Annotated in this window: 25 protein-coding genes and 1 tRNA gene; 12 read left to right on the forward strand and 14 right to left on the reverse strand. The window is 64.9% G+C overall.

Features of this window, described 5'->3' with window-relative positions:
• Window positions 1-266: 266 nt before the first annotated feature.
• Genes THITHI_RS0104955 through THITHI_RS0104965 form a run of 3 tightly spaced genes read right to left on the reverse strand, consistent with a single transcriptional unit; the run spans window position 267 to window position 1,352 of the window.
• Window positions 267-599 carry a DUF2173 family protein gene (locus THITHI_RS0104955; RefSeq protein WP_018231970.1) on the reverse strand — a complete coding sequence of 111 codons (333 nt, stop codon included), beginning with the start codon at window positions 597-599 and terminating at the stop codon, window positions 267-269.
• A 3-nt stretch (window positions 600-602) separates the two neighbouring features.
• Complete coding sequence (locus tag THITHI_RS0104960) at window positions 603-941, reverse strand: DUF2173 family protein (protein ID WP_232199384.1); 339 nt, start codon at window positions 939-941, stop codon at window positions 603-605.
• A 54-nt stretch (window positions 942-995) separates the two neighbouring features.
• Window positions 996-1,352, reverse strand: a complete 357-nt coding sequence (locus THITHI_RS0104965) for a DUF2173 family protein (RefSeq protein WP_018231972.1) — start codon at window positions 1,350-1,352, stop codon at window positions 996-998.
• A gap of 278 nt (window positions 1,353-1,630) precedes the next feature.
• Between THITHI_RS0104965 and THITHI_RS0104970 the strand changes: the two genes are divergently transcribed.
• Window positions 1,631-2,137, forward strand: coding sequence for an RDD family protein (locus THITHI_RS0104970; RefSeq protein WP_018231973.1), 507 nt, complete (start codon window positions 1,631-1,633; stop codon window positions 2,135-2,137).
• Between the two features lie 371 nt (window positions 2,138-2,508).
• Here the strand turns inward: THITHI_RS0104970 and lptG are convergent, their stop codons facing one another.
• Both lptG and lptF read right to left on the reverse strand, forming a co-directional pair.
• Entirely contained in the window at window positions 2,509-3,534 is a 1,026-nt protein-coding gene (lptG, locus tag THITHI_RS0104975; RefSeq protein ID WP_051079972.1) for an LPS export ABC transporter permease LptG, read from the reverse strand.
• A gap of 32 nt (window positions 3,535-3,566) precedes the next feature.
• Complete coding sequence (gene lptF, locus THITHI_RS0104980; RefSeq protein ID WP_018231975.1) at window positions 3,567-4,688, reverse strand: LPS export ABC transporter permease LptF; 1,122 nt, start codon at window positions 4,686-4,688, stop codon at window positions 3,567-3,569.
• Between the two features lie 133 nt (window positions 4,689-4,821).
• Here lptF and THITHI_RS0104985 point away from each other — a divergent pair, with 133 nt between their 5' ends.
• The 4 genes from THITHI_RS0104985 (at window position 4,822) to THITHI_RS0105000 (ending at window position 10,149) form a co-directional block, all read left to right on the forward strand.
• Entirely contained in the window at window positions 4,822-6,312 is a 1,491-nt protein-coding gene (locus THITHI_RS0104985; protein WP_018231976.1) for a leucyl aminopeptidase, read from the forward strand.
• 44 nt (window positions 6,313-6,356) lie between these two features.
• Window positions 6,357-6,803, forward strand: coding sequence for a DNA polymerase III subunit chi (locus THITHI_RS0104990; protein WP_018231977.1), 447 nt, complete (start codon window positions 6,357-6,359; stop codon window positions 6,801-6,803).
• Between the two features lie 21 nt (window positions 6,804-6,824).
• Complete coding sequence (locus THITHI_RS18510; RefSeq protein WP_018231978.1) at window positions 6,825-7,220, forward strand: hypothetical protein; 396 nt, start codon at window positions 6,825-6,827, stop codon at window positions 7,218-7,220.
• 166 nt (window positions 7,221-7,386) lie between these two features.
• On the forward strand, window positions 7,387-10,149 hold the full coding sequence (locus tag THITHI_RS0105000; RefSeq protein WP_018231979.1) for a valine--tRNA ligase: 2,763 nt from the start codon (window positions 7,387-7,389) through the stop codon (window positions 10,147-10,149).
• 392 nt (window positions 10,150-10,541) lie between these two features.
• On the opposite strand, the gene THITHI_RS20545 is transcribed toward THITHI_RS0105000, so the two are convergent.
• A complete protein-coding gene (locus THITHI_RS20545; RefSeq protein ID WP_156820477.1) occupies window positions 10,542-10,715 on the reverse strand; it encodes a hypothetical protein in 174 nt (57 codons plus the stop codon).
• On the opposite strand from THITHI_RS20545, the gene fdnG reads away from it, so the two are divergent.
• The 7 genes from fdnG to THITHI_RS20550 all read left to right on the forward strand — a co-directional run bounded on the left by fdnG (window position 10,705) and on the right by THITHI_RS20550 (window position 19,853).
• Window positions 10,705-13,758 (forward strand): formate dehydrogenase-N subunit alpha, encoded by a 3,054-nt coding sequence (gene fdnG, locus THITHI_RS0105010; RefSeq protein ID WP_156820478.1) that lies wholly within the window; start codon window positions 10,705-10,707, stop codon window positions 13,756-13,758. The two genes, THITHI_RS20545 and fdnG, sit on opposite strands and share 11 nt — an antisense overlap.
• A gap of 11 nt (window positions 13,759-13,769) precedes the next feature.
• Window positions 13,770-14,663, forward strand: coding sequence for a formate dehydrogenase subunit beta (gene fdxH / locus THITHI_RS0105015; protein WP_018231982.1), 894 nt, complete (start codon window positions 13,770-13,772; stop codon window positions 14,661-14,663).
• Between the two features lie 15 nt (window positions 14,664-14,678).
• Window positions 14,679-15,314 carry a formate dehydrogenase subunit gamma gene (locus THITHI_RS0105020; RefSeq protein ID WP_018231983.1) on the forward strand — a complete coding sequence of 212 codons (636 nt, stop codon included), beginning with the start codon at window positions 14,679-14,681 and terminating at the stop codon, window positions 15,312-15,314.
• A complete protein-coding gene (gene fdhE, locus THITHI_RS0105025) occupies window positions 15,311-16,237 on the forward strand; it encodes a formate dehydrogenase accessory protein FdhE (protein ID WP_018231984.1) in 927 nt (308 codons plus the stop codon). Before THITHI_RS0105020 ends, fdhE begins: the two co-directional genes overlap by 4 nt.
• 69 nt (window positions 16,238-16,306) lie before the next feature.
• Complete coding sequence (gene selA / locus THITHI_RS0105030; protein ID WP_051079973.1) at window positions 16,307-17,752, forward strand: L-seryl-tRNA(Sec) selenium transferase; 1,446 nt, start codon at window positions 16,307-16,309, stop codon at window positions 17,750-17,752.
• A complete protein-coding gene (selB, locus tag THITHI_RS0105035) occupies window positions 17,749-19,665 on the forward strand; it encodes a selenocysteine-specific translation elongation factor (RefSeq protein ID WP_018231986.1) in 1,917 nt (638 codons plus the stop codon). The genes selA and selB overlap by 4 nt, the downstream gene beginning before the upstream one ends.
• Window positions 19,666-19,757: 92 nt before the next feature.
• Window positions 19,758-19,853, forward strand: a tRNA-Sec gene (locus THITHI_RS20550).
• 34 nt (window positions 19,854-19,887) lie between these two features.
• Here the strand turns inward: THITHI_RS20550 and THITHI_RS0105040 are convergent.
• From THITHI_RS0105040 to THITHI_RS0105075, 8 genes are all read right to left on the reverse strand, one after another.
• Entirely contained in the window at window positions 19,888-21,351 is a 1,464-nt protein-coding gene (locus THITHI_RS0105040; RefSeq protein ID WP_198005578.1) for a sigma-54-dependent transcriptional regulator, read from the reverse strand.
• Window positions 21,352-21,534: 183 nt separating this feature from the next.
• Window positions 21,535-21,753, reverse strand: coding sequence for a DUF2970 domain-containing protein (locus tag THITHI_RS0105045; RefSeq protein ID WP_018231988.1), 219 nt, complete (start codon window positions 21,751-21,753; stop codon window positions 21,535-21,537).
• A 30-nt stretch (window positions 21,754-21,783) separates the two neighbouring features.
• Window positions 21,784-22,254 carry a periplasmic heavy metal sensor gene (locus THITHI_RS0105050; protein WP_018231989.1) on the reverse strand — a complete coding sequence of 157 codons (471 nt, stop codon included), beginning with the start codon at window positions 22,252-22,254 and terminating at the stop codon, window positions 21,784-21,786.
• A 161-nt stretch (window positions 22,255-22,415) separates the two neighbouring features.
• On the reverse strand, window positions 22,416-24,011 hold the full coding sequence (locus tag THITHI_RS0105055; RefSeq protein ID WP_018231990.1) for a peptide chain release factor 3: 1,596 nt from the start codon (window positions 24,009-24,011) through the stop codon (window positions 22,416-22,418).
• 216 nt (window positions 24,012-24,227) lie between these two features.
• Window positions 24,228-24,779: a DUF3106 domain-containing protein gene (locus THITHI_RS0105060; RefSeq protein WP_018231991.1), complete on the reverse strand. Its 552-nt coding sequence runs from the start codon at window positions 24,777-24,779 to the stop codon at window positions 24,228-24,230.
• Window positions 24,776-25,132, reverse strand: coding sequence for a hypothetical protein (locus THITHI_RS0105065; RefSeq protein WP_018231992.1), 357 nt, complete (start codon window positions 25,130-25,132; stop codon window positions 24,776-24,778). Before THITHI_RS0105065 ends, THITHI_RS0105060 begins: the two co-directional genes overlap by 4 nt.
• Entirely contained in the window at window positions 25,129-25,695 is a 567-nt protein-coding gene (locus THITHI_RS0105070) for an RNA polymerase sigma factor (protein ID WP_018231993.1), read from the reverse strand. Before THITHI_RS0105070 ends, THITHI_RS0105065 begins: the two co-directional genes overlap by 4 nt.
• Before the next feature lie 104 nt (window positions 25,696-25,799).
• Window positions 25,800-26,231 (reverse strand): hypothetical protein, encoded by a 432-nt coding sequence (locus THITHI_RS0105075; protein WP_018231994.1) that lies wholly within the window; start codon window positions 26,229-26,231, stop codon window positions 25,800-25,802.
• Window positions 26,232-26,274: the final 43 nt, after the last annotated feature.

Below are 26,274 nucleotides of genomic sequence, written 5' to 3' on the forward strand. Positions count from 1 at the left end.
AAAGGCAATTCGGGACTGAAAGGTGAAAACATGGAGTAAAGTTCAAGGTTCAAAGTTCAAAGTTCAAGGCAAAGTCCCCCACGACGATCCCGCGGTGTCCTTATCCTTTGAACCTTGAACCTTGAACCTTGAACCTTGAACCTTGAACTTTGAACTTTGAACTTTGAACTTTGAACTTTGAACTTTGAACTTTGAACTTTGAACTTTGCCGCCGAGTATAGGGATCCGACCCGGCTCACGCGACCCGCCTGCCATCGCAAGGCCACTCAGAAACGGGCCACGTCATCCAGTTCGCGCATGACCTCGTTGATGGAGGTCTCCGCATTGACGACGAGACAGACCAGGTTGCCGATGGAGCATACCGAGTGGGCATGTCCACGCACGATCCAGCCCTTGGGGGGTGTCCAGCCGCGCAGCCGGGTGAACATGGAGAACTGGTCCGCATTGCCCTGGGTGAAGCGCTTGTAGTCGTGAGCGAAGCGCGCCAGCCGGGACATGTTCACTGCATCCAGCAGTCCGTACCCCTCAACGAACGCGCCGTCGTCGCGGAAGCGGGCCACCACCATCACGCCATCCAGCGCCAGCAGCCGCCTGATCATTCCTCAGCCCGCCAGGGCGGCGTAGGCCGCTTCCACGTCGCCCTCTTCGTTGCGCAGTATCACCCCATGACAACCATTGATGACGGCTGTCCAATCCATGCCGATGAGCGTGAATCCCTCGATGGGATAGAAACCGCTCATGCCGGTCAGTCCCTCCCAGCCCCGCGCCTGCATCGAGGCCAGGGATATGTTCGCCACACAGACATGGCTGAGCATGTCCAGGGCCACCTCATCCATGCCGGAATCCGGCGCGATCTCGTGACTGACCAGTTCTCCCTTGTCAGAGAACCGGAAGGCGGCGATGGCGCCGCTCAGCGTCATGAGCGTACTCAACTCAATCATTCGAACACCTCTTCCCCTCGCTGCGCATATGCGGACCCGGTACGGATGTCCGGGTCAGACCATGTCGATAGCCACTTCGTCGAGCGATTCGTGCATGCACCTCAGCACGGCGTTCATGGTGCCGTCCGCGTTCTCCAGGAAGCAGAAGAAATTGGCCATGACGCAGACGCTGAACCGCGGGCCCCTGACCGCCCAGCCCCGTGAGGGCACCAGCCCGCACCCCGGGCAGAACACCCCCAGCATGTCGCATTCCATGTGCACCCCCATATGGGTAGCCCGGCACATGATGGACGCCATGCGGGCCATCTCCGGCGTCAGATTGCCGTCGTAGGAAAACCGGTCACCCCGGTAGGAATACTCTCCGGCCGCCAGGACACCCGGCTGCGCCATGAGATTTCGAACCAATCCCATGAACCCCTCCCGTCAAAGGTGCGGCGATCCAGGCAGGACACCGCACGGAAACGGAACCGTCTCCGCCCGAAACCCGTTCGCGGCGGGGATTCCCTTATAATGGCCCGCTTCTGCATGGGCGGGCTTTTCCGCGAATTTTTACCACAGCGGTCCGGTTCTCGCCATAAAATCGATCGGAGCTATTGAAAAAATTGATGGGATTTCCGGGATCCACGACCGACATCGCGAAACCGGGTACGGGGCCGGGCACGATCCCACCCGCCGCCACAGGATGATCCATGCCACTTGAACAACCCTGCCCGGAGCCCGTCTCCCTGCCCCGCAGACTGGGCGCCATGATCTACGACGGCCTGTTGCTGCTGGCCCTGCTCATGGTGGCGGAGTTCCTTATCGCAGCCCCCTTCGGCATCACCGAGGAACACCCGCTGTTCCTCCCGCTGCGCCTCTATGTGCCGGTGCTGGCCTTCGGCTTCCTGGGCTGGTTCTGGACGCGCCCCCAGGGCCGGACACTGGGCATGCAGGCCTGGCATGTCCACCTGCTCAGCGACGAGGGCGGGCCGGTCACCTGGCGGCAGGCGGGCATCCGCTTCATCGTCGCCCTGTTCCAGTGGTGCATCGTACTTGCCGCTATCGCCCTCTACCTGCGGGGCTGGTGGTGGGCCGTCCTGCCGCTGGCGCTGGTGGTGGCGGGCGGACTCGTGCTGACCTGGCGCGACCCCCGGCAACTCATGCTGCATGACCGGCTCTCGGGTACGCACCTGATGAGGGTGAGGGGTGAGGGGTGACGCATGGAGCATGATGGCCGCCCCGTCACTTACCACTGCTCTTCATCCCTCCCGTAGGATGGGTCAAGCGCAGCGGACCCATGCGGAAGAGACCGTGACGGGCTGACCGAGGAGCGTAACGAGTGGCCGGTCAGCCCGTCACTTGTCACTCGTCACCATCCGTTCAGCATGGGTCCGCTGCGCTTGACCCATCCTACGGTCCACTCGTTACTGTTGACCGCTAACCCCTGGCTGCCTTGGTGAGGGTGGCGTGAAGATCGAAGTTCAAGGTTGAAGGTTCAATGTTCAAAGGGGGTGGGTGACTGTGCCACTTCTCCGTTGAACCTTGAACCTTGAACCTTGAACTTTGAACCTTGAACTTTGAATTCGCCCTACCTGACTCGCCTGAGCGCCAGCATGGCGATCACGAAGAAGATCAGCAGCGGCAGACTGGCGCTCAGCATCGGCGGCAGACCGTAGAGGATGCCCATGTGATTGAGCGTGCGGTTGAGCAGGTGAAAGCCCACGCCGATCAGCAGGCCGATGAACAGCCGCTGCCCCGCGCTGCCCGTGCGCAATGAGCCGAACACGAACGGGATGGCCAGCAACAGCATCACGAGGCTCGACAGGGGCGTGGAGAAACGCAGCCAGAAGGCCAGTTCGTAGTGGGCGGAATCCAGATTGTTGTGGCGCAGGTAATCCACGTAATGCGCCAGTGTCGCCGCCGACATCTGGCGCGGCTCCACCGCCAGCACGCTGAACAGTTCGGGCGCCAGCAACCGGGGCCAGCGCTCCTCGGCCACGTGCTCGCTGCGCACGCCATCTGCGTAAACATGGCTTCGGCGGATACCCGAGAGCACCCACTCGCCGCCCTCCAGGTGTGCCGCGTCCACTTCCATCAGGCGCTGCAGCCGGCGGTCGTCGTCCAGCTCGTAGATGCGAAGGTTCAGCAGGCGCAGATCCGGCATCACCGCGCCCACGTTGAGAAAACGCTGTCCGTCCTTGGCCCACAGACCGCCGGCCCGCAAATGCAGCTGCTCCGAGTGCGCCATGGTACGCAGCGTCTGGGCCCGCTGCTCACTGGCCGGGGCCACCAGTTCTCCCACGAGGACGACCACCACCAGCATCAGCACACCGGCACGCAGCACGGAACGCACGATGCGCGCCACCGAAAGTCCGGCGGCGCGCATCGCGGTGAGTTCGCTGTTGGCGGCAAGGGTACCCAGGCTCAGCAGGCTCCCAAGAAGCACGCTCGTGGGAAACAACTCATAAGCGCGGCGCGGCACCGTGAGGGCCGTGTAGACCAGCGCCTGCACAAGCCCGTACCGGTCGCCGTCGATATCGTCGATCTCACCGATGAAGGCGAACAGGGTGTCCAGACCCGTGAGCACCAGCAGGGCCAGCAGCGTGCCGCCCATGACACCCCGGGCGATGTAGGTGTCCAGGCGTTTCAAGCCCCGGCCTCCCCCAGGCCGGCGCGGCGTCGCACCCGCAGGCCCCGCTGCCGCCAGAGCAGCGCCAGGGTCAACGCGACGAGGGCTGCATGCACCCACCACATGCCGAGCCAGGCCGGTGTCTGACCACTGGCATACCAGGACTTGCCCAGGATCAGGAAATTGGCATAGACGATGTAGACACCGATGGCCGCGGTCAGCTTGGCGAAGCGCCCTCCCCGGGGGTTGGTGGTATGGGAAAGCGGCAGCGCCAGGGCTGCCAGCAGCACCATGGAGACCGGGATGGAGATGCGCCACTGCATCTCCGCACGTTCATGGCGGTGTGTCGAGCCGATGAGTTCCCGGGTGGACATGCTGTCCACGCCGCCCCGCCTCGAGCCCTCCGGGTCCGGCACCCGGACCCCGTGGGTCCGGAACTCCAGAATGCGGAATTCCCGCTCCCCGGGCCGACCCAGGTACCGGTAACCGTCATGGAGCACCAGGTAGCGCTGGCCGGTCACGGGATCCACCTTGCTTTCCGCGCGCCGGGCGGTGACCACCTCGGTGCCGTCCGCGCCCCGGGACTGGATGAACACATCGCGCATGGCGGCGCCGTCCGGCGTATAGCCTTCGATGAAGAACACGCGTCCGCCCACCCGGGACTCCAGAAACCGCCCCGGCGACACGCCCAGCAGTTCGGAACGACGTTCCACATCCATGCGCACCTGATCGATGGTCGCCGACGCCAGGGGCGCACCCCAGAACACCAGCACCGTGAGCAATGCCGTCATGGGCGCGGTCACCCAGGCAATGGTCTGATACAACCGCGCAGGCCCGACGCCGCAGGCCTGCAACGCCGCCATCTCGCTGTCCTTGTACAGGCGCCCCAGGCCCAGCATGAGGGCGAGGAAAAGGGACACCGGCAACAGAAGGATCAGTCCGCGCACCGAACCGAGCGCCACCAGCGTCATCAGCACGTCCGCCGGAATGCGCCCCTCAGCGGCTTCGCGCAGCATGCGGGCGACGGTCCCGCCGACGATGATCAGCAGCAGCACCAGGGTCACGGCCAGATGCGTGCCCAGCATCTCCCGCATCAGATAGCGGTTGAGGACATTGGGCCGGGCCGCGCTCAAGCCCATTCGGCAGCCCTTCCCCCGGACGCCCGGCGTGGTGATAAGCGGTCAACTCTCATAGAATGCATAAACCTCAATCAGGCAACCCGCGTTCGCGGCATGACATCGCGAACCCCCATCAGCATACCCGAGGAAAGGCATGGAATTTTCAGTCAAGAGCGGCAACCCGGAAAAACAGCGCAGCGCCTGCGTGGTCGTGGGCATCTTCGACCGGCGCAAGCTGTCCGCCGCTGCCCGGGTCCTGGACAAGGCCAGCGGCGGGGTACTCTCCACCATTCTGCGCCGGGGCGACATGGACGGGGAGAAGGGTCAGACCCTCTGGCTGTACAACCTGCCGGATACACTCTGCGACCGGGTCCTGCTGGTGGGTTGCGGCAAGGAACGCGAGTTCGATGAACCCGCCTACCGCAGTGTGACCGCCACCATGGCGCAGACCGTACAGCGCAGCGGCGCGGTGGAGGCGGTGAATTATCTCACGGATCTGCCGGTAAAGGGTCGTGACACCCTGTGGAAGATCAGCCAGGCGGTCACGGTCACCGAGGACGCCCTGTACCGCTTTCAACGGCTCAAGAGCAAGAAAGACGACACCCGGCGCCCCCTGCGCCGCATCGTCCTGAGCGTGCCGTCGCGTTCCGACCTGCTGCCCGGCGAGGAGGCCGTGCGCATCGCCGCCGCCGTTTCCGTGGGCACCCGGCTGACCCGGGACCTGGCCAACCTGCCCGGCAACATCTGCACCCCCGCCTACCTGGCCGAACAGGCCGTTCAGCTGAAGAAGACCTACAAGGGGCTCAAGGTGGAAGTGCTGGAGGAGGCTGGCATGGAGAAACTGGGAATGGGCGCCCTGCTGTCCGTCTCCCGGGGGAGTGCGCAGCCCGCCAAGCTGATCGTCTTGGAGCATCGCGGCGGGAAGAAGGATCGGAAGCCCGTGGTGCTGGTGGGCAAGGGCATTACATTCGACACCGGCGGCATCTCGCTCAAGCCCGGTGCGGCCATGGACGAGATGAAGTTCGACATGTGCGGCGCGGCCAGCGTGCTGGGAGTCATGAAGGCCTGCGCCGAGATGATGCTGCCCATCAACGTGGTGGGCGTGGTGGCGGCTGCCGAGAACATGCCCGACGGCAAGGCCACGCGGCCCGGCGACGTGGTGACCACCCTGTCCGGTCAGACCGTGGAGATCCTCAATACCGACGCCGAGGGCCGTCTCGTGCTGTGCGACGCCCTCTCCTACGTGGAGCGCTTCACTCCGGATGCGGTCATCGACATCGCGACGCTGACCGGCGCCTGCATTATCGCACTGGGTCACCAGGCCACGGCCCTGCTCGGCAACCATAGTCCGCTGGCCCACGAACTGCTCAACGCCGGCAGGCAGAGCTACGACCGGGCCTGGGAACTGCCGCTCTGGGACGAGTACCAGGAACAGCTCAAGAGCAACTTTGCCGACATGGCCAATATCGGCGGGCGTCCCGCCGGAACCATCACCGCCGCCTGCTTCCTGTCCCGGTTCACCAAGAAATATCACTGGGCCCACCTGGACATCGCGGGCGTGGCCTGGAAGAGCGGCAAGGAAAAGGGTGCCACCGGCCGCCCCGTCCCCCTGCTGATGCAGTACCTGCTCAACAAGGCAGGTTGAGGTTTCTCCTTGCCACGTGCCACTTGAGACTTGCCACTGCCTTCATGACCCGCATTGACTTCTACGTACTGGATGACGAGGACCCCGGCGAGCGGCTGCGCATGGCCTGCCGCATTATCCAGAAGGCCTTCGGCCTGGGACACCGGATCCATGTGCACACGGGTTCGGCCGGGCTGTCCGGGCAACTGGATGAGGCCCTGTGGACCTTCAGGGATATCAGCTTCATTCCCCATGAGGTGGAAGGCTCGGATCCTGACTGCCCGGTGCAGATCTGCCATGATCGGGAACCAGACACCGCCGGCGAGATTCTCGTCAATCTGGACTCCCGTGTACCGCTGTTCTTCAGCCGCTTCGAGCGGGTCGCAGAGATCGTCAACCAGGAGCCGACCGTCCGCGACGCGGGCCGCGAACGCTACCGTTTCTACCGGGACCGGGGCTACGACCTGACCCATCACCGTCTCGGCCCGCCGGGCCGGAATCGCGCGTCATGACCGGACACCCAGGAGTACATCATGGCCAAGCCCCCCGAGGCACCTCGCATTCCCACACTGACCCGCCTGATCCGACCCGCCGCCGCATCCCGGGCGGGCAGCGGCCGCCAGAGTGACCCCGGAGTGCCCAGACCCGCGGCCGGGCCCCTGCCCGAGGACCTGGACATCGACCTGCAGTTGGATGCCCTGGATGCCCTGGATACACCCACGGCGTTCCCGCCGGCCCCCCTGGAGCCGATTGTGCCTCCGTCGGATTATCCCGCCGCCCATGACCTGCACGCCCGTGTCGAGACCATAGTCGACGAGGCGCTGGCAGCGCACATCCCGGCATTGCGCGAACAACTGGTGAAATCCGTGTTGCGCGCCCTGTCCGAACCCGCCGCCGGATCCCGCGGGAAGGCACCGGGAGAAGACTGACCACCCGGGCGCAACACGGCTTCCCCACAACCCACGATGTACTCCCGGGTCACGGCACCTGATTGACCCGCGCGGCCCCGGGCAACACCAATACCCGGCGGGCTTCCGTTATAATGGCGGGCTTTCGGCCAACTGCCGGCACCCAAAGCCACACACCCGGATACCCATGGACAAGACCTACGACCCCCGCGCCATCGAACAACCCCTCTACCAGGAGTGGGAGAAGGCCGGACATTTCCGGCCCGGCGGCCGGGGCGCCCCCTACTGCATCATGCTGCCCCCGCCCAACGTGACCGGCACCCTGCACATGGGCCACGCCTTCCAGCACACCCTCATGGACACCCTCATCCGCTACCACCGCATGGGCGGTGACGACACGCTCTGGCAGGGAGGCACGGACCATGCGGGTATCGCGACCCAGATGGTGGTGGAACGGCAACTGGCCGCCGAGGGCATCAGCCGCCACGATCTCGGCCGCGAGGCCTTTCTCAAACGGGTCTGGCAATGGAAGGGGGAATCCGGCGACACCATCACCCGGCAGATGCGGCGCCTGGGCAACAGCATCGACTGGGAACGGGAACGCTTCACCATGGACGACGGGCTGTCCAGGGCCGTGCGCGAGGTGTTCGTGCGCCTTTACGACGAAGGGCTGATCTACCGCGGCAAACGCCTGGTGAACTGGGACCCGGTGCTGCACACGGCCGTCTCGGACCTGGAAGTGGTTGCCGAAGAGGAGCAGGGATCGCTCTGGCATATGCGCTACCCGCTGGCCGACGGCTCCGGACACCTGGTGGTGGCCACTACGCGTCCCGAAACCATGCTGGGCGACACTGCCGTAGCCGTGCACCCGGAGGACGAGCGCTACAGCCGACTGATCGGCAAAGACGTCGAGCTTCCCCTCACCGGGCGCACCATCCCGGTGATCGCGGATGACTACGTGGATCCGGAGTTCGGCTCCGGCTGCGTGAAGATCACGCCCGCCCACGACTTCAATGACTACGCCATAGGGCAGCGCCACGCGCTGCCCATGATCAACATCCTCACCGTGGATGCCCGGATCAACGACGAGGCCCCCGAGACGTACCGGGGCCTGGACCGCTTCGAGGCACGCAAGCGCATCGTCGCCGATCTGGAGGCCCGGGGGCTGCTGGAGCGCATCGACGACCACAAGCTCATGGTGCCCCGGGGCGACCGCACCCATGCGGTGATCGAGCCCTTCCTCACGGACCAGTGGTACGTCAAGGCCGGTCCGCTGGCGGAGCCCGCCATCCGCGCAGTGGAGGACGGGCGCATCCGTTTCGTGCCCGACAACTGGAGCAAGACCTACTTCGAATGGATGCGCAACATCGAGGACTGGTGCATCTCCCGCCAGATCTGGTGGGGTCATCGCATCCCGGCCTGGTACGATGAAGCGGGCAACATCTACGTGGCCCACGACGAGGACGAGGTGCGCCGCAAGCACAACCTGGGCAGGGACGTGATGCTCAACCAGGACCCGGACGTGCTCGACACCTGGTTCAGCTCGGCGTTGTGGCCCTTCTCCACCCTGGGGTGGCCCGACGAGACGCCGGAACTGGGGCGCTATTATCCCACCAACGTGCTGGTCACGGGCTTCGACATCATCTTCTTCTGGGTGGCCCGCATGATCATGATGGGCCTGAAGTTCATGGACGACGTGCCCTTCCGGGAGGTCTACATCACGGGGCTGATCCGTGACTCGGAAGGCCAGAAGATGTCCAAGTCCAAGGGCAACGTGCTGGACCCCATCGATCTGATCGATGGCATTGCCCTGGAAGACCTGGTCGAAAAGCGTACGCGGGGCCTGATGCAGCCGCAGATGGCCAAGCGCATCGACAAGGTCACCCGCAAGCATTTCCCCGACGGCATTCCGCCCTTCGGCACTGACGCCCTGCGCTTCACCCTCGCCTCGCTGGCCTCCACCGGCCGGGACATCAAGTTCGATCTGGGCCGCATCGAGGGCTACCGGAACTTCTGCAACAAGCTGTGGAACGCCGCCCGTTACGTGCTCATGAACACCGAGGGTCAGGACACCGGCCTGGGCGGGGAACCGGTGGAGCTGTCCCTGGCCGACCGCTGGATCGAGTCGCGCCTGCAGGCGGTGATCGCCCAGGTCCGCCATCACATGGACCACTACCGCTTCGACCTCGCCGCCCAGACCCTGTACGACTTCACCTGGCACGACTACTGCGACTGGTACCTGGAACTGTCCAAACCGGTACTGACGGGCGATGCCGGCGCGGTGGCGCAGCGTGGCACCCGCCGCACCCTGGTGCGTGTGCTGGATGCGATGCTGCGCCTGATGCATCCGGTCATGCCCTTCATCACCGAGGCCATCTGGCGCCAGGCGGGCCCGCTGGCCGGGTGCGACGGCGACACGCTGATGCATCAGCCCTACCCGGCGCCGGACGAGGCGCGGGTGGACGCCGCCGCCGAGGCGGAGATCGACTGGGTAAAGACGTTCATCCTCGGCATGCGGCGCATCCGTGCCGAGATGGACATCTCGCCGGGCAAATCCCTGCCCCTGCTGATCGAGAACTGGAACGAAAAGGACCGCACACGCTACACGGACAATGAGGCCTTCATCCGCTTCCTGGCCCGGCCGGAATCGGTCACCTGGCTCGAGGCGGATGACGAGGCCCCCGAATCGGCCATGGCCCTGGTGGGCGAGATGCACCTGCTGATCCCGCTGGCGGGCCTCATCGACAAGGACGCCGAGATCGCACGCCTGGAAAAGGAGCGGGCCAAGGTTCGGAAGAATCTGGACGTCTGCGGCGCCAAACTCGCCAACCCCGGTTTCGTGGACCGCGCCCCCGCCGAGGTAGTGGACAAGGAACGCTCACGGGTGGCGGACATGGAAGTGACCCTCAAGGAGCTGGACGCGCAACTGGAGAAGATCCGGCAGATCTAGTGCCGCGTCCCACGAGGCTGTTCACAGGCAAAACCTACGGGGCGCTCGCAGCGTAGGAACCCAGTCCCGCGGGCGATCCGGCCCGACACCGGTGGATCATTCTTCGCCCGGGGGACCGGGCTCCTACGGGAATCCCCCCTCCGTGTAGGAGCCCAGTCCCCTGGGCGATCCGGCCCCACGCCGGTGGATCGTTCTTCGCCCGGAGGACCGGGCTCCTACGGGGACCCCACCCAGTGTAGGAGCCCGGTCCTCCGGGCGATCCCTTCCACACCGATGCTTCACCCGCCTCCAGGCGCGTCAAAGTGGCCCATTAAAAACATCAGACCCGGGTCAAATCGACCCACCACGCCCTGTTTCATGATTTCCTGATATTTGCCTATCAGATTGTTTATTCATTCTTTTTTCATTTTCATCAGCACTGGCTCAGGTATTGCATAAACTTTTTGGATAGCCACATAAGAAGGACTGCCGGTGACCGGCAGGTGGTTATTTCGCAAAACATGCGATTCCAACAATAAGAAACTTTGGATTCCATTCCAGTCGAGGAGCGAGTCGATGAAAGTCACAAGACGTCAGTTCCTGAAGCTCTGCGCGGGAGGCATGGCCAGTTCCAGCCTCGTCGCCATGGGCTTCTCGCCAAGCGAGCTGCACGCCTCGGTACGCCAGTTCAAGCTGGCGCGCACCACCGAGACCCGCAGCACCTGTCCCTACTGCTCGGTCAGTTGCGGCGTGATCATGTACACCCTGGGATCGGGCGGCAAGAACACCCACAAGGCTCTGATCCACATCGAGGGCGATCCGGACAATCCGGTCAACCGCGGCACCCTTTGTCCCAAGGGCGCCGGCCTGATGGACATGATCAACAGCGAGACTCGACTGAAGCATCCCGAGGTGCGCGCGCCGGGCTCCAACGAGTGGCAGCGCATCTCCTGGGATGAGGCATTCACGCGCATCGCCCGCCTGATGAAGGACGACCGTGACGCCAACTTCATGCTGCGCAACGAGCGGGGGCAGCGGGTCAACCGCTGGGCCACCACGGGATTACTCGCCAGTTCCGCGGCCAGCAACGAGGGCGGATACATCAGCGCCAAGACGGCCCGTGCCTACGGCATGACGGCAGTCGACACCCAGGCGCGCATCTGACACGCCCCGACGGTAGCCAGTCTGGCTCCGACGTTCGGGCGAGGTGCGATGACCAACCACTGGGTGGACATCAAGAACGCCGACCTCATCCTCATCATGGGCGGCAACGCCGCCGAAGCACACCCCTGCGGTTTCAAGTGGGTCACGGAGGCCAAGGCCAACCGTGGCGCCAGGCTCGTGGTGGTGGACCCCCGTTTCACGCGCTCCGCGGCAGTGGCGGATTACTACGCACCGGTGCGGGTAGGCGCGGATATCGCCTTCCTGGGCGGGGTGATCAATTACCTGCTGACCCATGACCGCATCAATCACGAGTACGTGACCAACTTCACCAACTCGGCCCTGATCGTGAATGCCGACTACAGGTTCGAGGACGGCATGTTCTCGGGCTATGACGAGGCCAACCGCCGTTATGATCGCAGTTCCTGGGGCTACGAGATGGGTGATGACGGCTACGCACGCGTGGACATGTCCCTGCGGCATCCGCGCTGCGTGTTCCAGTTGCTGAAATCCCACTACTCCCGCTACACGCCGGAGATGGTGAGCAGCATCACCGGCACCCCGGAAGACCGGTTCCTGAACATCTGCGAGATGATCGCGGAGACCTCGAAGCCGGACAAGGTGATGACCATCATGTACGCCCTGGGGTGGACCCAGCACACAGTGGGTTCCCAGAACATCCGCACCATGGCCATGATCCAGCTCCTGCTGGGCAACATGGGCATGCCGGGTGGCGGCGTGAACGCACTGCGCGGCCACGCCAACGTGCAGGGTATCACCGACATGAACCTGGTGACCACCAACCTGCCGGGTTACCTGGGCCTTCCGGGTGACGCGCACCAGGACTTCAACGCCTTCATGGAGCAGCGTTCGCCCAGGCCCATCAGACCCGGCCAGATAAGCTACTGGCAGAACTACCCGAACTTCCACGTCAGTCTCATGAAGGCATGGTGGGGCGATCATGCCCATGCCGGCAACAACTTCGCCTGGGACTATCTGCCCCATGTGGACAAGCCCTACGACGTGCTGCAGATGTTCGAACTGATGCACAAGGGCGAGATGCACGGCTTCCTGTGCCAGGGATTCAACCCGCTGGCCGCCGTCTCCCACAAGGCGAAGATGAGTACCGCGCTGGCCAAGCTGAAGTTCCTGGTGGTGATGGACCCGCTGGCCACGGAGACCTCGGAGTTCTGGCGCAATTTCGGCGTCTACAACAATGTGAATCCGAGAGACATCCAGACCGAGGTATTCCGTCTGCCCAGCACCTGCTTCGCCGAGGAAGACGGCTCCTTCACCAACTCGGGACGCAACATCATCTGGAAGGAAAAAGGCGTGGAGCCGCCGGGCGAGGCGAAGACGGACCGGGCCATCATGGCCGGCATCTTCCTCAAGCTGCGGGAGTTGTACCGTGAAGAGGGCGGCACGTATCCCGATCCCATCGTCAACCTGCACTGGCCGTACACCAACCAGGAAGAGCCGGACTCCGGTGAAGTCCTGCGGGAGGTGTCCGGCCGGGCCATCGCGGACATCCGCGATGCGGACGGCAACGTGACCATTCCGGCCGGTCGGCAGGTAACGGGCTTCGGTCAGTTGCGTGCCGATGGCAGCACCATCTGCGGAAACTGGCTGTACAGCGGATGCTGGTCACCCGCGGGGAACATGACCGCGCGCCGGTCCACATCCGACCCGTCGGGCCTGGGGCTGTATCCGGAGTGGGGATTCTGCTGGCCGGCCAACCGGCGCATCCTCTACAACCGGGCTTCCTGCGACACCCAGGGGCATCCTTGGGATCCGAAGCGGGCACCGATCGCCTGGGACGGCAGCCGCTGGAGCGGTCCGGACGTTCCGGACATGCGGCCCAATGCGGCACCTGCCGAGGGCGTCAATCCCTTCATCATGATCCCCGAGGGGGTTGGCCGCCTGTTCGCGGGCATGAACGACGGACCGTTCCCGGAGCACTACGAGCCCTTCGAGACACCGGTGGGTCACAATCCGCTGCATCCGGACAATCCCAAGGCCACCAGCAATCCCGCGGCACGCGTGTTTGCCAACGACTGGGCCTCCTTCGGCAAGGCGGACGAGTTCCCTTACGCGGCGACCACCTACCGGCTCACGGAGCATCACCACTTCTGGACCAAGCATGCGCTGTCCAACACCATCACCCAGCCGGCTCAGTTCATCGAGATCGGCGAAGTGCTGGCAAGGGAGAAGGGCATCAGCAACGGCGACCAGGTGACCGTCGAATCCAACCGCGGCGACATCACCGCCACGGCGGTGGTCACCAAGCGCATCAAACCCCTCAATGTTGACGGAAAGGTCGTACACACCGTGGGTATCCCGATCCACTGGGGCTTCACCGGTGTGGCCCAGAAAGGCTTTCTGGCGAATGTGCTCACGCCATTCGTCGGTGACGCCAACGCCCAGACGCCGGAGTTCAAGGCGTTCCTTGTCAACATCGAGAAAGCCTGAGGAGGTGCGCCATGTCATCGATGCAATCTCTTGATATCAAGCGCCGCTCCGCGACCACCCTGCCCTCGCCCAGCGTACGCCGGGTGCAGCCGCAGGTGGCCAAGCTGATCGATGTATCCAAGTGCATCGGCTGCAAGGCCTGTCAGGTGGCGTGCATGGAATGGAACGATCTCAGGGACGAGGTGGGCACCAACGTGGGCGTCTACGACAACCCGGTGGATCTCAACGACAACACCTGGACGCTGATGCGCTTCTCGGAGGTGGAGCCGGAGGACTATGCCTTTGAATGGCTGATCCGCAAGGACGGCTGCTTCCATTGCGAGGACCCGGGCTGCCTGGAGGCCTGCCCGGCGCCCGGCGCCATCGTGCAATACACCAATGGCATCGTGGACTTCGTCTCGGAGAAGTGTATCGGCTGCGGCTACTGCGTGGCCGGCTGTCCGTTCGACATCCCGCGGATCTCTCAGAAGGACAACCGCGCCTACAAGTGCACCCTTTGTTCGGACCGGGTCGCCGTCGGCATGGAGCCCGCCTGCGTCAAGGCCTGTCCCACCGGCTGCATCACGTTCGGCACCAAGGAGGAAATGGTCAGGCATGCGGGGGACCGGATCGCGGACCTGAACTCCCGCGGTTACGACAATGCGGGACTGTATGATCCGCAGGGGGTGGGCGGCACCCACGTCATGTACGTGCTGCAGCACGCCGACAGGCCGGAGCTCTATCACGGCCTGCCGGAGGACCCGCGGATCAGCGGCATGGTCAGCTTCTGGAAGGGCGTCAGCAAACCGGTCGGCATGGCCGTCCTCGGCCTGACTGCCATCGGGGCATTCTTCCACTACCTCAAGGTCGGACCCAAGGAAGCAGAGGAAGAAGACGACACCAACACCACTGGCAGCAAGGACTGAGAGGAGAGCCAAACCATGTCCGACAAAGACAAGCTCATCGAGCGTTACACCGCGGGTGAACGGCGCAACCACTGGCTGACGGCCATCACGTTCATCCTGCTGGCACTCTCCGGTCTCGCGTTGTTTCATCCGTCCATGTACTGGCTGACCAACCTCTTCGGAGGGGGACAGTGGACGCGCATCCTGCATCCCTTCATCGGGGTGCTGATGTTCGTCGTGTTCCTCGGCATGATGCTCCGGTTCTGGCGTCATAACCTGATCAACCAGAACGATCGCAAGTGGCTGGGACAGCTGGGCGACGTGATCAGCAACCGGGAGGACCGTCTGCCGCCCGCGGGGCGTTACAATGCGGGCCAGAAGCTGCTGTTCTGGGTGATGGTCCTGTGCATGCTGATCCTGGTCGTTACCGGCGTGATCATCTGGCAGCCGTACTTCGCACCGATCTTCTCCATCGGGCTGGTGCGTTTCGCCTTGATGCTGCATGCCCTGAGCGCCTTCGTGCTCATACTGGGGATTATCGTGCACATCTACGCGGCCATCTGGGTGAAGGGCTCGACGCGCGCGATCACCCGCGGTACCGTTACCCGACCATGGGCAAAGAAGCATCATCCACTCTGGTACCGTGAGGTCACCGGGGAGGCCAAGGAATGAGTTCCATCATCCAGCCGGGTGCCATCGTTCCACCCAGTCAGGAGGCGCCGTTTGTTCGGCTCGCCGACCGGAAGCATGTCTTCCGGCGGCGGGCGGAACGCCTCCTTGACCTGGCCGATGGACACCCTCTGGAACCTTTTCTCATGTTCCTCGGGGCCCTTGCGCGGGCCCAGCAGGATGCGCTCGACTCACTGGAGCACAGCAACCCGGTCAGCCCGCGTCCGGATACTTCCGGTGCCGGCGGCGCGGCCGTCTTCCCCGTCCAGGGATGGACGCGTGCCCCCTTGTGGCGGGATCTGCTCGGCTCGATCCTCGATTCGGTAGAATCCGCGGCACCCGCGGCGACGCGTCAGGCCATCGACCGGCTGCGTTCCATGGACGACGGCGAACTCGAGGACATGGCACAGCGTATCCTCGACGGGGACAACGAGGCACTCGACCCTGCGGCCGCCCCCCTGGTGGCGAGCGCCCTGCAGGTCTACTGGACCCATCTGGCCGGTCACGCGGATCCTGGGCATCTGGGCGAGAAGCGCTTCAGCAAGGTCTGCCCGGTTTGCGGCAGCGCACCGGTGAGCAGCATGGTGCGTGTGGGTGGCGTGGAACAGAAGCTCCGTTACCTGCACTGCTCGCTTTGCGAGAGTGATTGGCACCTCGAGCGGCTGACCTGCAGCAATTGTGAATCCACCACGTCGCTTCAGTTCATGGGGATCGAGGGCGGCAGCGAGGCGGTCAAGGCCGAGGCCTGTGGCGAGTGCCGCAGTTACCTGAAGATCCTTTACATGGACAGGGATCTGGACGTGGATCCCGTGGCGGACGACATCGCCACGCTGGCGCTGGATCTGCTCATGGCCGAAGAGGGCTATGAGCGCAGCGGGCCAAACCTGTTGTTTGTACCCGGAGAGGAAGTGGCAGACACCAACTGAACCCTGTCGGCCGGAAAACCGAGAACCCGCCGATACCCACCCGTGCCGCGTGACGGCCGAGCCCGGACCATGACGACAGCAAACCGGAACAGTACACACACAGACAACCACCCGCACGACCGGCCCCGCCCCCCCTCGGTGGAGCGTCTTCTGTCTCTTCCCGATTCACAGCCCCTGATCGTCCGGCACGGACGGGAACCGTTCCTGCGCGCGCTGCGCCTGGTGCTTGACGGTCTGCGCGAGGACCTTCACAAGCCGGACACGGACGCCCGGCGCTTCGAGCCGGCGCAGATCCTGAGCCACACCGCTTCCGTGCTGGAAGCCGCGGCCGCGCCACGGCTTCGCCAGGTGTTCAATCTCACGGGAACAGTGCTGCACACCAACCTGGGCCGGGCCCTGCTGCCGGTCGACGCGGCCGAGGCGGTGATGCGCGCAGCCGTCGCTCCCGGCAACCTGGAGTTCGACCTGCAAAGCGGCAGGCGCGGCGACCGGGACGATCTGATCAACGAACTCATCGGCGAGCTGACCGGAGCCGAAGCGGCCACCGTCGTCAACAACAATGCCGCCGCGGTCCTGCTGTCGCTCAACACCCTCGCCCTGCGAAAGGAAGTTATCATCTCCCGGGGAGAACTGGTGGAGATCGGCGGCGCCTTCCGCATCCCGGAGGTCATGCGCCGTGCCGGCTGCAAGCTGGTCGAGGTGGGCGCCACCAACCGTACGCATCCCCGCGACTTCGAAAGCGCCGTCGGTGCGCGCACGCGCCTCATCATGAAGGCCCATACCAGCAACTACGCCATTCAGGGCTTTACCGCCGTCGTGCCGGAGGCGCGCCTGGCGGAGATCGCCCATGCCCACGATCTGCCCTTCATGGTGGATCTGGGCAGCGGTACCCTGGTGGACCTGGAGCGCTACGGTCTGCCCCACGAACCCACCGTACAGGAGACCCTGTCCGCCGGTGCCGACGTGGTCACTTTCAGCGGTGACAAACTCCTGGGCGGCCCGCAGGCCGGGCTGATCGTCGGACGTGCCGACCTCATCGCCCGCATCAAGAAGAACCCGCTCAAGCGCGCCTTGCGGGTGGACAAGATGACGCTCGCCGCCCTGGAGGCGGTTCTGCACCTGTACCGGGATCCCGACCGGCTCCACGAACGGCTCACCACGCTGCGACTGCTCTCGCGCCCCGAATCCGAAATATCCGCGCTCGGGGAACGCCTGTTGCCCTGCGTTCAGGGCGCGTTCGGCCAGGCCGTACGCGTCACCCTGCGCCCCTGCCAGAGCCAGATCGGCAGCGGGGCCCTGCCCGTGGACCGGCTGCCGAGCCGGGCGCTGGTGCTGGAGCCACCCCGACCCGGGCGCGGCGCGGGCACGGCGCTCAAGCACCTGGAACGGGCCCTGCGCGGCCTGCCCTGCCCGGTCATCGGGCGCATCAAGGATGGTGCGCTGTGGCTGGACCTGCGCTGCCTGGAGGACGAGCAGGCATTCACGCGGCAGCTGTCCGGACTCGTGCTGCCATGATCGTCGGCACCGCGGGCCACATCGATCACGGCAAGACCGCACTGGTGCGCGCACTCACCGGCGTGGATGCCGACCGTCTCAAGGAGGAACAGGCCCGGGGTATCACCCTGGATCTGGGCTATGCCTATCAGGCATTGACGGACGGGGGTGTACTCGGATTCGTGGATGTGCCGGGCCACGAGAAGCTGGTGCACAACATGCTCGCCGGCGCCACAGGCATCGACCATGTGCTGCTGGTGGTCGCCTGTGACGACGGCCCCATGCCCCAGACACGGGAACATGTTCAGATCCTGGACCTGCTGGGGCTGGCGAGCGGCACCGTGGCGCTCACCAAGTGCGACCTGGTGGACGGCGTGCGTCTGGAAGAGGCGCACCGGCAGATTCGGGACCTTCTCGCCTCCTCGGGCCTGGCCGACGCCCCGGTCATGGCCGTCTCCTCGGTCACCCGTGAGGGCATCGACGCCCTGCGTGACCACCTGCACGCTGCCGCGCGCGAAACCGGCCTGCGGCGAACCGACGGCATGTTCCGTCTTGCGGTGGACCGTTGCTTCACGCTGAGCGGGGCTGGCACGGTGGTCACCGGCACGGTGCACGCCGGCCGCGTATGCGTGGGCGACACCGTGCGGGTCACCCCGTCCGGGCTGGACGTGCGGGTGCGCGCCATCCACGCTCAGAACCGTCCCGGGGAAGAGGGGCTTGCCGGCCAGCGCTGCGCGCTCAACCTGTCCGCCCCGGGCCTCGGGAAACGCGATATCGCCCGGGGCGACTGGGTGGTGGATCCCCAGCTTGACCGGCCCACGTCACGCCTGGACGCACGCCTGCGCGTCCTGCCGGACGAGCCCGGGCCGCTCAAGCACTGGGCACCCGTGCACCTGCATCTGGGTGCCGCGAGACTCATGGCGCGGCTTGCAATCCTCGAGGGTGACCGGATTGAACCGGGTGCCAGCGGCCTCGTTCAACTGGTGCTCGAGGACGAGACACACGCGCTGCACGGGGACCGTTTCGTGCTGCGCGACCAGTCGGCCCGTCGCAACATCGGCGGCGGCGTGATCCTGGACAACCAACCCCCCGCCCGGGGACGTCGCACCGCGGCGCGCATCGGCCTGCTGAACGCCTACAGCCAGCCCGACCCGGCCCGCGCCCTGCGCGCAGCCCTGCCCTTCGCCCCGCGCGGCCTGAACCTCGACAACTGGATGCGCCTTCGGAATCTGGACACCCGCAACGCGGACGCGGTCCGGGAAGGCGTCTCCATGCGCCTGGTGGAGACACAGGCGGGCCTCACCGCCTTCGACCCGGCGCACTGGAGCGCCCTGCGTGAACGCGCCCTGCAGATGCTCGCCGAGGATCATGAGCGGCACCCGGAGCGACTCGGACCGGATCGGGAACAACTGCGCCGGCTCACGGCACCGGCCATGGACCGCCCCGTGTTCGGCGCCCTGCTGGATGAACTGGTGGCCGAGGGCCGGATGGTGCTGCACGCCCCCTGGATCCATCTGCCCGGTCACCGCGTGACCCTGGCGCCCACCGAGGAGCGTCAGTGGCTGGAGCACATCAGGCCAATGCTGGAAGCGAGCCCGTACAATCCGCCCCGGGTGCGCGACATCGCCCGCAGCTGCAATCTGGAAGAGGACAAGGTGCGCCGGCTCATGCGCCAGTTGGCCGGCATGGGCGAGGTCTACCGGGTGGCCCACGATCACTACTTCACCCGCGATGCCGTGGCGGATCTGGCCGTGATCGTGCGCGACCTGACCGAGCAGCATGGTGCAGCGCTCGCGGCGCCCTTCCGCGACCGCATCGGCACCGGCCGCAAGGTGGCGATTCACATACTGGAATTCTTTGACCGCATCGGCTATTCACGCCGCATCGGCGACGAACACCGTGTGTTCAAGGATTCCCTGTTGAGGCTTCGCTGAGTTTGAATGGACAGGCTTGTCGAGGATCTGCACGACCCAAATGATTGAGAATATGGGTAATTCCTGCTAATCCTGTCCATCAGCATGAAAAGGGAAGGACTTCGTATCCGGTGGTGCGGCCGGTCTTCAAAACCGGTTGGGGCCGTCAGGCGGTCCCGGGTGGGTTCGACTCCCACGTCCTTCCGCCATTTTTGCCCGGGCTGTCGTTTGACATCCCGGACGTCACCGACCTCCGGTGCCGTCAGGTGCTGCCGGGTTCGGGCCGGCTCCTCGCAGTGTCGTCCGGTCCGACGCCGTCCGCAGCTTGCGTTCCAGGGTCTTGCGGCCGATATTGAGCTGCCGTGCTGCCTCGGACTTGTTTCCCCTGCACTGCTCCAGCACAGCAAGGATATGGGCCATTTCAACCTCGGCAAGTGTGGGTGTCTTATCCACCGCTTCGGCATTGAGGCCGTCCAACGCTCCGTTCATGCGCAGGACCTCGCTCGGCTGGCGCCCCAGCAGCAAGGAGCATTCCATGAGATTCCTCAACTCCCGCACGTTCCCCGGCCAGCTGTAACGGCGCAGCCGCGCCAGTTCGACGTCGTCAAGCTCCACCTCCGGCACGCGCAGTTCCGCCGCCAGGGTACGGGAGAAGTACCTGGCCAGGGCCGGGAGGTCCTCCAACCGTTCGCTCAGTGCAGGCATGCGGATGGTCAGTACATTGAGCCGGTAAAAGAGATCCTCCCGGAAGCGTCCGTTATCGACCACATTCGGCAGGTGTCGATTGGTCGCCGCGATGATGCGCACGTCCACGGGTGTCTCTCGATTCGACCCCACCGGACGGATCGTGCGCTGCTCGATGACACGGAGGAGCTTTGCCTGCATGGGCAAGGGCATCTCGCCGATCTCGTCCAGAAAGATCGTCCCGCCATGCGCATAGGTGAACAGGCCGTCACGGCTTTGCAGTGCGCCGGTAAAGGCGCCCTTCACATGACCGAACAGCTCACTCTCCAGCAACTCCGCGGAAAAGGCCGCGCAGTTGATGGGCACGAACGGGCCGTCGCGGCCGCTCCATACGTGGATTGCCCGGGCAGCCAGTTCCTTTCCGGTCCCTGACGCGCCTTCGACCAGCACCGTGGAGGGCATGGGTGCGATGCGCTTGATCACATCGCACACACTGGTCATGAGCTCGCAGTCCCCCACCATACCGTCCATGGCATTCCATTGTTCGATCTGGCGACGCAGCAGGAAGTTCTCGCGTGCCATCTGCTGCTGCTGAAAACACCGGTCCACGGCGGTCAGCAACTGCTCGACCCGGAACGGCTTGACGATGAAATCGACCGCCCCCGCACGAAGCGCGGCGATGGCGGTATCGAGGTCGGTGTGGGCCGTGATGAAGATCACCGGCGTGCTGCCACCCTGATCGCGCAGCGACTGAATCCAGCGCACTCCCGACTGCCCGGGAAGGCGGATATCGCAGATGATCAGGTCGAAATGGCGCTGCTGGCAGATCTCTTCCGCCTGTTCCGCCCCCTCAACCAGCTCCACCCGGGCATGGTGCTTGGCCAGACCATGCATGAGGAAACTGCGCATACCCGGCTCGTCATCCACCACCAGTATGGAAAAGGCGCCGGAACCCGGTATTGAGGATCCCCCTTGATCCGGGTGACCCATCCGGGAAAACGATCCGGCAGGTACCGTAGACATACCGTCCTTACCTCCAGTGGTCATCCATTCTGGGCATCTCAACCTTATCCCGACCACAATCGGGGCGGTTCCCTGAGACGTGACGCCCGTCAGCCGGCCCTGAAACGAATTCGCACAACGATGATTCTAGACCATCCGCGCCTCATGCCGGCCCATCCGGCTCGAGATACCGCGACGGGCGGCCTACACCCCGGCCAGCCACAGCACCAGGCGCACGACGCCGAACACCGTGAGCACGAACAGCAGGGTCGCCAGCAGGCCCACCACCACGAAATGTATGGGTTTGCCATGCCTGAAGTCGCGCTCACGGTTGCGACGGTTCTGCACACCGAAGAAGGCCGACAGGACGCTTTTCAGTACATCCCAGAAGCTCACCCTCTCGTCTGACCTGCATTGATTCATGTCTGGCCCCTCATGGCTCGGGCAGGAAAATCAGGGTTGAAGACGCTCGAACCGGGCAAAATCGTCCAGATCCAGTTCCAGCAGGCGAAAACGCTCCAGAAGGATCATGCGTTTGGACGCGTCCAGGTCATTGAGCAGCACGATGAGCTGTTCCAGCACCCGGCTGCGGTAATGGGAATCCTCGCGTCCGATATCCTCCAGGAGGCTGCTCACGGCGTCGAAATCCGGCGCGGGATCCGCCAGGTGACCGAACAGTTCCCCATGGACCAACCGCCGCTGCGTCCGGCGGCGTTCGTCACGCGCGGTGGCGAACCTGCCGAGGCTGACCAGCCGATGGCGCCATTCGGGTTCGGCGTCCAGATCATCCAGCAATCGCTGCAGATCACCGGTCAGGGCCGCGTCAGGTGGCGGGCCCGCCGACGGCGCGGCCCGCTGTGCAAAAAGGTATCCATTGGCGAACAGCGACAGCACCAGCAGTACTGCCAGAATCCATGTCTGCATCGATCTCTCCCGGTGCCCGCGGATCCCGACTCTGCGGACGGGTGGCAGCCATCATAACCCGGCGCCGATGATCCATTACACACCGACTGTCAGCACGACGCGACCGTTGTTCCCGTCACCTCCCCCGGGATACCGGTACCGGTGGCGCCAGGATCGCGGGTTCAGGCGCTCACGCCATGTTCCCGCGTGGCCTGGAAGCGGATCTCCGGCCACTTCTCCTGGGCCATCTGCAGGTTCACCCGGGTGGGTGCGATATAGACCAGGTCTCCGCCGTGGTCCACAGCCAGGTTGGCGGCCGCCTTGTCTCTGAACTCCTCGAACCTGCGGCCGTCATCGCAGCTCACCCAACGGGCGGTCTGCACGTTCACATTCTCGAAACTGGCATCCACGTTGTACTCGGCCTTGAGCCGGTGGGCCACCACGTCGAACTGCAGGATACCCACGGCACCGAGGATCAGGTCGTTGTTGGTCAGGGGCCGGAACAGCTGCGTGGCGCCCTCCTCGCAGAGCTGCTGCAGGCCCTTTTGCAGCTGCTTCATCTTCAGGGGGTCACGCAGATGGGCGCGGCGGAACAGTTCGGGAGCGAAGTTCGGAATTCCCGTGAAGGAGAGCTGCTCACCCTGGGTGAAGGTGTCGCCGATGCGGATGGTGCCATGATTGTGCAGGCCGATGATGTCGCCCGGGTATGCCTCCTCCACGTGTTCCCGGTCCGAGGCCATGAAGGTGAGCGCATCGCTGATCTTCACGTCACGACCGATGCGCACCTGGTGCACCTTCATGCCCTTCCTGAAGGCACCCGAGCACACCCGCATGAAGGCGATGCGGTCCCGGTGCTGGGGATCCATGTTCGCCTGGATCTTGAATACGAAACCGCTGAAGGTCTCCTCGGAGGGGTCCACGTTGCGCGTCTCGGTCTCCCGGGGCCGGGGCGGCGGGGCGTTATTCACGAAGTCGTCCAGCAGCTCCTGCACGCCGAAGTTGTTGATGGCGGAACCAAAGAACACCGGCGTCTGACGACCGGCCAGGTATGCCTCCTTGTCGAAGCTGTGGGAGGCACCCATGACCAACTCCAGCTCCTCGCGAAGCTCGGTGGCCTGCCCGCTCAGGACCTCGTCCAGGCGCGGATTGTCCAGACCCTGGATCACTTCGCCCTGCCGGATCTTGCCCCCGTGAGTGGGCGAGTACAGATGCACGGCGTCCCGGTGAAGGTGATAGACACCCTTGAATCGCTTGCCCATGCCAATGGGCCAGGTGACCGGCGCGCACTGGATCCCAAGCACGTCCTCCACCTCGTCCAGCAGATCGATGGGCTCACGGCCCTCCCGGTCCAGCTTGTTGATGAAGGTCATGATCGGGGTGTCGCGCAGGCGGCACACCTCCATGAGCTTGATGGTGCGCTCCTCCACGCCCTTGGCCACGTCGATGACCATGAGCGCCGAGTCCACGGCGGTGAGCGTACGATAGGTGTCCTCGGAAAAATCCTCATGCCCCGGGGTGTCCAGCAGGTTGACGATGCGCCCCTTGTAGGGAAACTGCATCACCGAGGAAGTCACCGAGATACCGCGCTGCTTCTCCAGCTCCATCCAGTCCGAGGTTGCATGGCGCGCCGCCTTGCGCCCCTTGACGGTGCCGGCCAACTGGATGGCACCGCCGAACAGCAGCAGCTTCTCGGTGATCGTCGTCTTGCCCGCATCCGGGTGGGAGATGATCGCAAAGGTGCGCCGGCGGGCGGTCTCGGTGGCGTGCTTGGAACTCATGGACTAGGGAGGGGGCTGATGGAAACTGCTCATTATAACTCATCGAGGACGGCGGCCGAAGGATGAGTGACGGTCAAAGTTCAAAGTTCAAGGTTCAAAGTTCAAGGAGAGGGTGCCTCGGGTTTTTCCTTTGAACCTTGAACCTTGAACCTTGAACCTTGAACCTTGAACCTTGAACTTTGAACTTTGAACCTTGACCTACCGCCCTGAATCGCCCTATTCCGGCGGGCCACCGCGCAGGAACCGGCGGCGTTCCTCGGGATCCATGCGGCGCAGGCGCTCGCGCAGGGCCTCGCGGTCGGCCTCGGAAAGGCTCTGCAGGTACACCCCCCAGGCCCGCTGACGTTCCCGGACGGCCTGACGCTGTTCGGGGCTCAGGGCACGCCAGCGTTCACGCAACCGCTCCCGCTCCTCGGGCGGCATCGCCCGGAAATGCTCCCAGCGCTCGCGCATGAAGGCACGCTCGTGGGGTTCCATGTGCTCCCAGCGCTCCAGGCGTTCCCGCAGGCGGGCACGCTCCTCCGGGTCCATGTGCCGCCATCGTTGCGCGGCGCGCAGCAGTGCCTGGCGGCGACGATCGGACAGGTCATCCCAGTCTTCCTTCCAGGGTGCCAGCGCCCTGCGCTGTTCCCGGCTGAGGGCGGACCAGTCCGGGGCGGGCTGCCCGGCGACGTGAAAATGGCCATGGTCCGGAACATGGCCATGGTTTCCGGCGCCGGCGGACAGGGCCAGTCCAAGCAGCAGAACGAATGCGAGAACACGCATCATCTCTGCGCATCCAGGGCCCAGGCAAGAAGCTCCGGGTCCCCCACCCATTCCGCCTCTTCCATGGCCAGCAGGAGTTCCGGATCATCCAGCTCGGCCAGCTGCGGCGGCAACGGGTCCAGGCCGTCCGGGCGCAACAGCAGCAGACCCGCCACGAGCATCACCGATGCCGCCAGGGCAAGCCCGTAGGCGGGCAGCCGGGCCGGCCCGGGCTTCACGCCGGCAGCGGCGACGGCTGCCTGGCGCGCCCGGGCCAGGCGTGTCGCCTCGCCGGGCGACAAGCCCGCTGTGCGGTCCAGGTCGTCCCGGACACGCCGCAGCAGGGGGTCGACACGGTCAATCTCGTCCCGGTTCATCGGTAAACCTCCAGCCGTTGCCGCAGCGCGGCCATGGCGCGGTGCATATGAGTCTTCACACTGCCCTCGCTGATACCCAGCACCCGGGCAGTCTCGGCAGTATCCAGGCCTTCCCAGACACGCAGCAGGAAGGCCTGCTGCTGGCGCAGGGGAAGCGCCGACAACACCGCCTCCAGATCCCGGGAAAACCGGGCATCCTCCAGGGCCCGGTCAGGTTCCGGGGTCGCCGCATCGCGCCACTCATCGGTCGCCGGTCCATCATTGTCCGGATCAGTCCGGCCGTGCCCCAGGCCGAACACGGACAACACGCGGTTGCGGACCTTGCGGCGGCGATGGGCATCCAGTATGCGGCGCTGCAGGATCCGCCAGAACAGCGGGGCCCATTCCCCTTCCGGCCGGTCCGCATATCGGGTGATCAGCTTCTCCATGGCATCCTGCACCACATCCAGAGCCGCCTCCCGGTCGCCCAGAGCCAGTGCGGCCATACGCACGGCCCGTGCCTGGACGTCCGCCAGGAACCGGTCGAGAAGGACTGCATTGTCATGGTTTCCCGTCCGGTTCAAGCCTGGCGGTCCCTCATCATTGATCAATGCCGCAGGTGACGAACCCATGCCCGCCACCCGCGCACTCACATCCTTAGCCCGGACATCTCACCAAGGCGGCCGGGCTAGCGGCGATACCCGCCCTCGCCGCGATGTTCGCGCCTCTCCTCGCGCAGGGCCTCGCGCTCCTCGGGGCTCATGGCCTGCCAGGCGGCGCGGCGCTCTTCCATGCGCATCCGTGCCTGCTCCTTGTAGCCGGCCTTTTCCGAGTCGGAAAGCGTATCCCAGTGCAGGCGCATGGCCTGATGCTGCATCCGCATCTCTGCCCGGTGGGCCTTTCGCTCCTCGCGGTTCATATCGCCATGGCGCTCATGCCCGCGGCCGCCGTAGCGGTGCTCACCCCCATCGCGCTTGGCCATCATCATATGGCCATGATGCCCGTGACGGGCCTCCTGGTCACCCCGGTGATCGTGTGACGGTCCGGCCAACAGCGGCGCGGACAACGCCAGCGCGGTCAGGACGCCTGCGGTAAGGATCGTGCGGGAAAGCTTGCTCATAGTCGTGCTCCTGTGACAATTTGCGACCGGGCGGATTGCCGGC

The organism is Thioalkalivibrio thiocyanodenitrificans ARhD 1 (assembly GCF_000378965.1).
Lineage (GTDB): Bacteria > Pseudomonadota > Gammaproteobacteria > Ectothiorhodospirales > Ectothiorhodospiraceae > Thioalkalivibrio_A > Thioalkalivibrio_A thiocyanodenitrificans.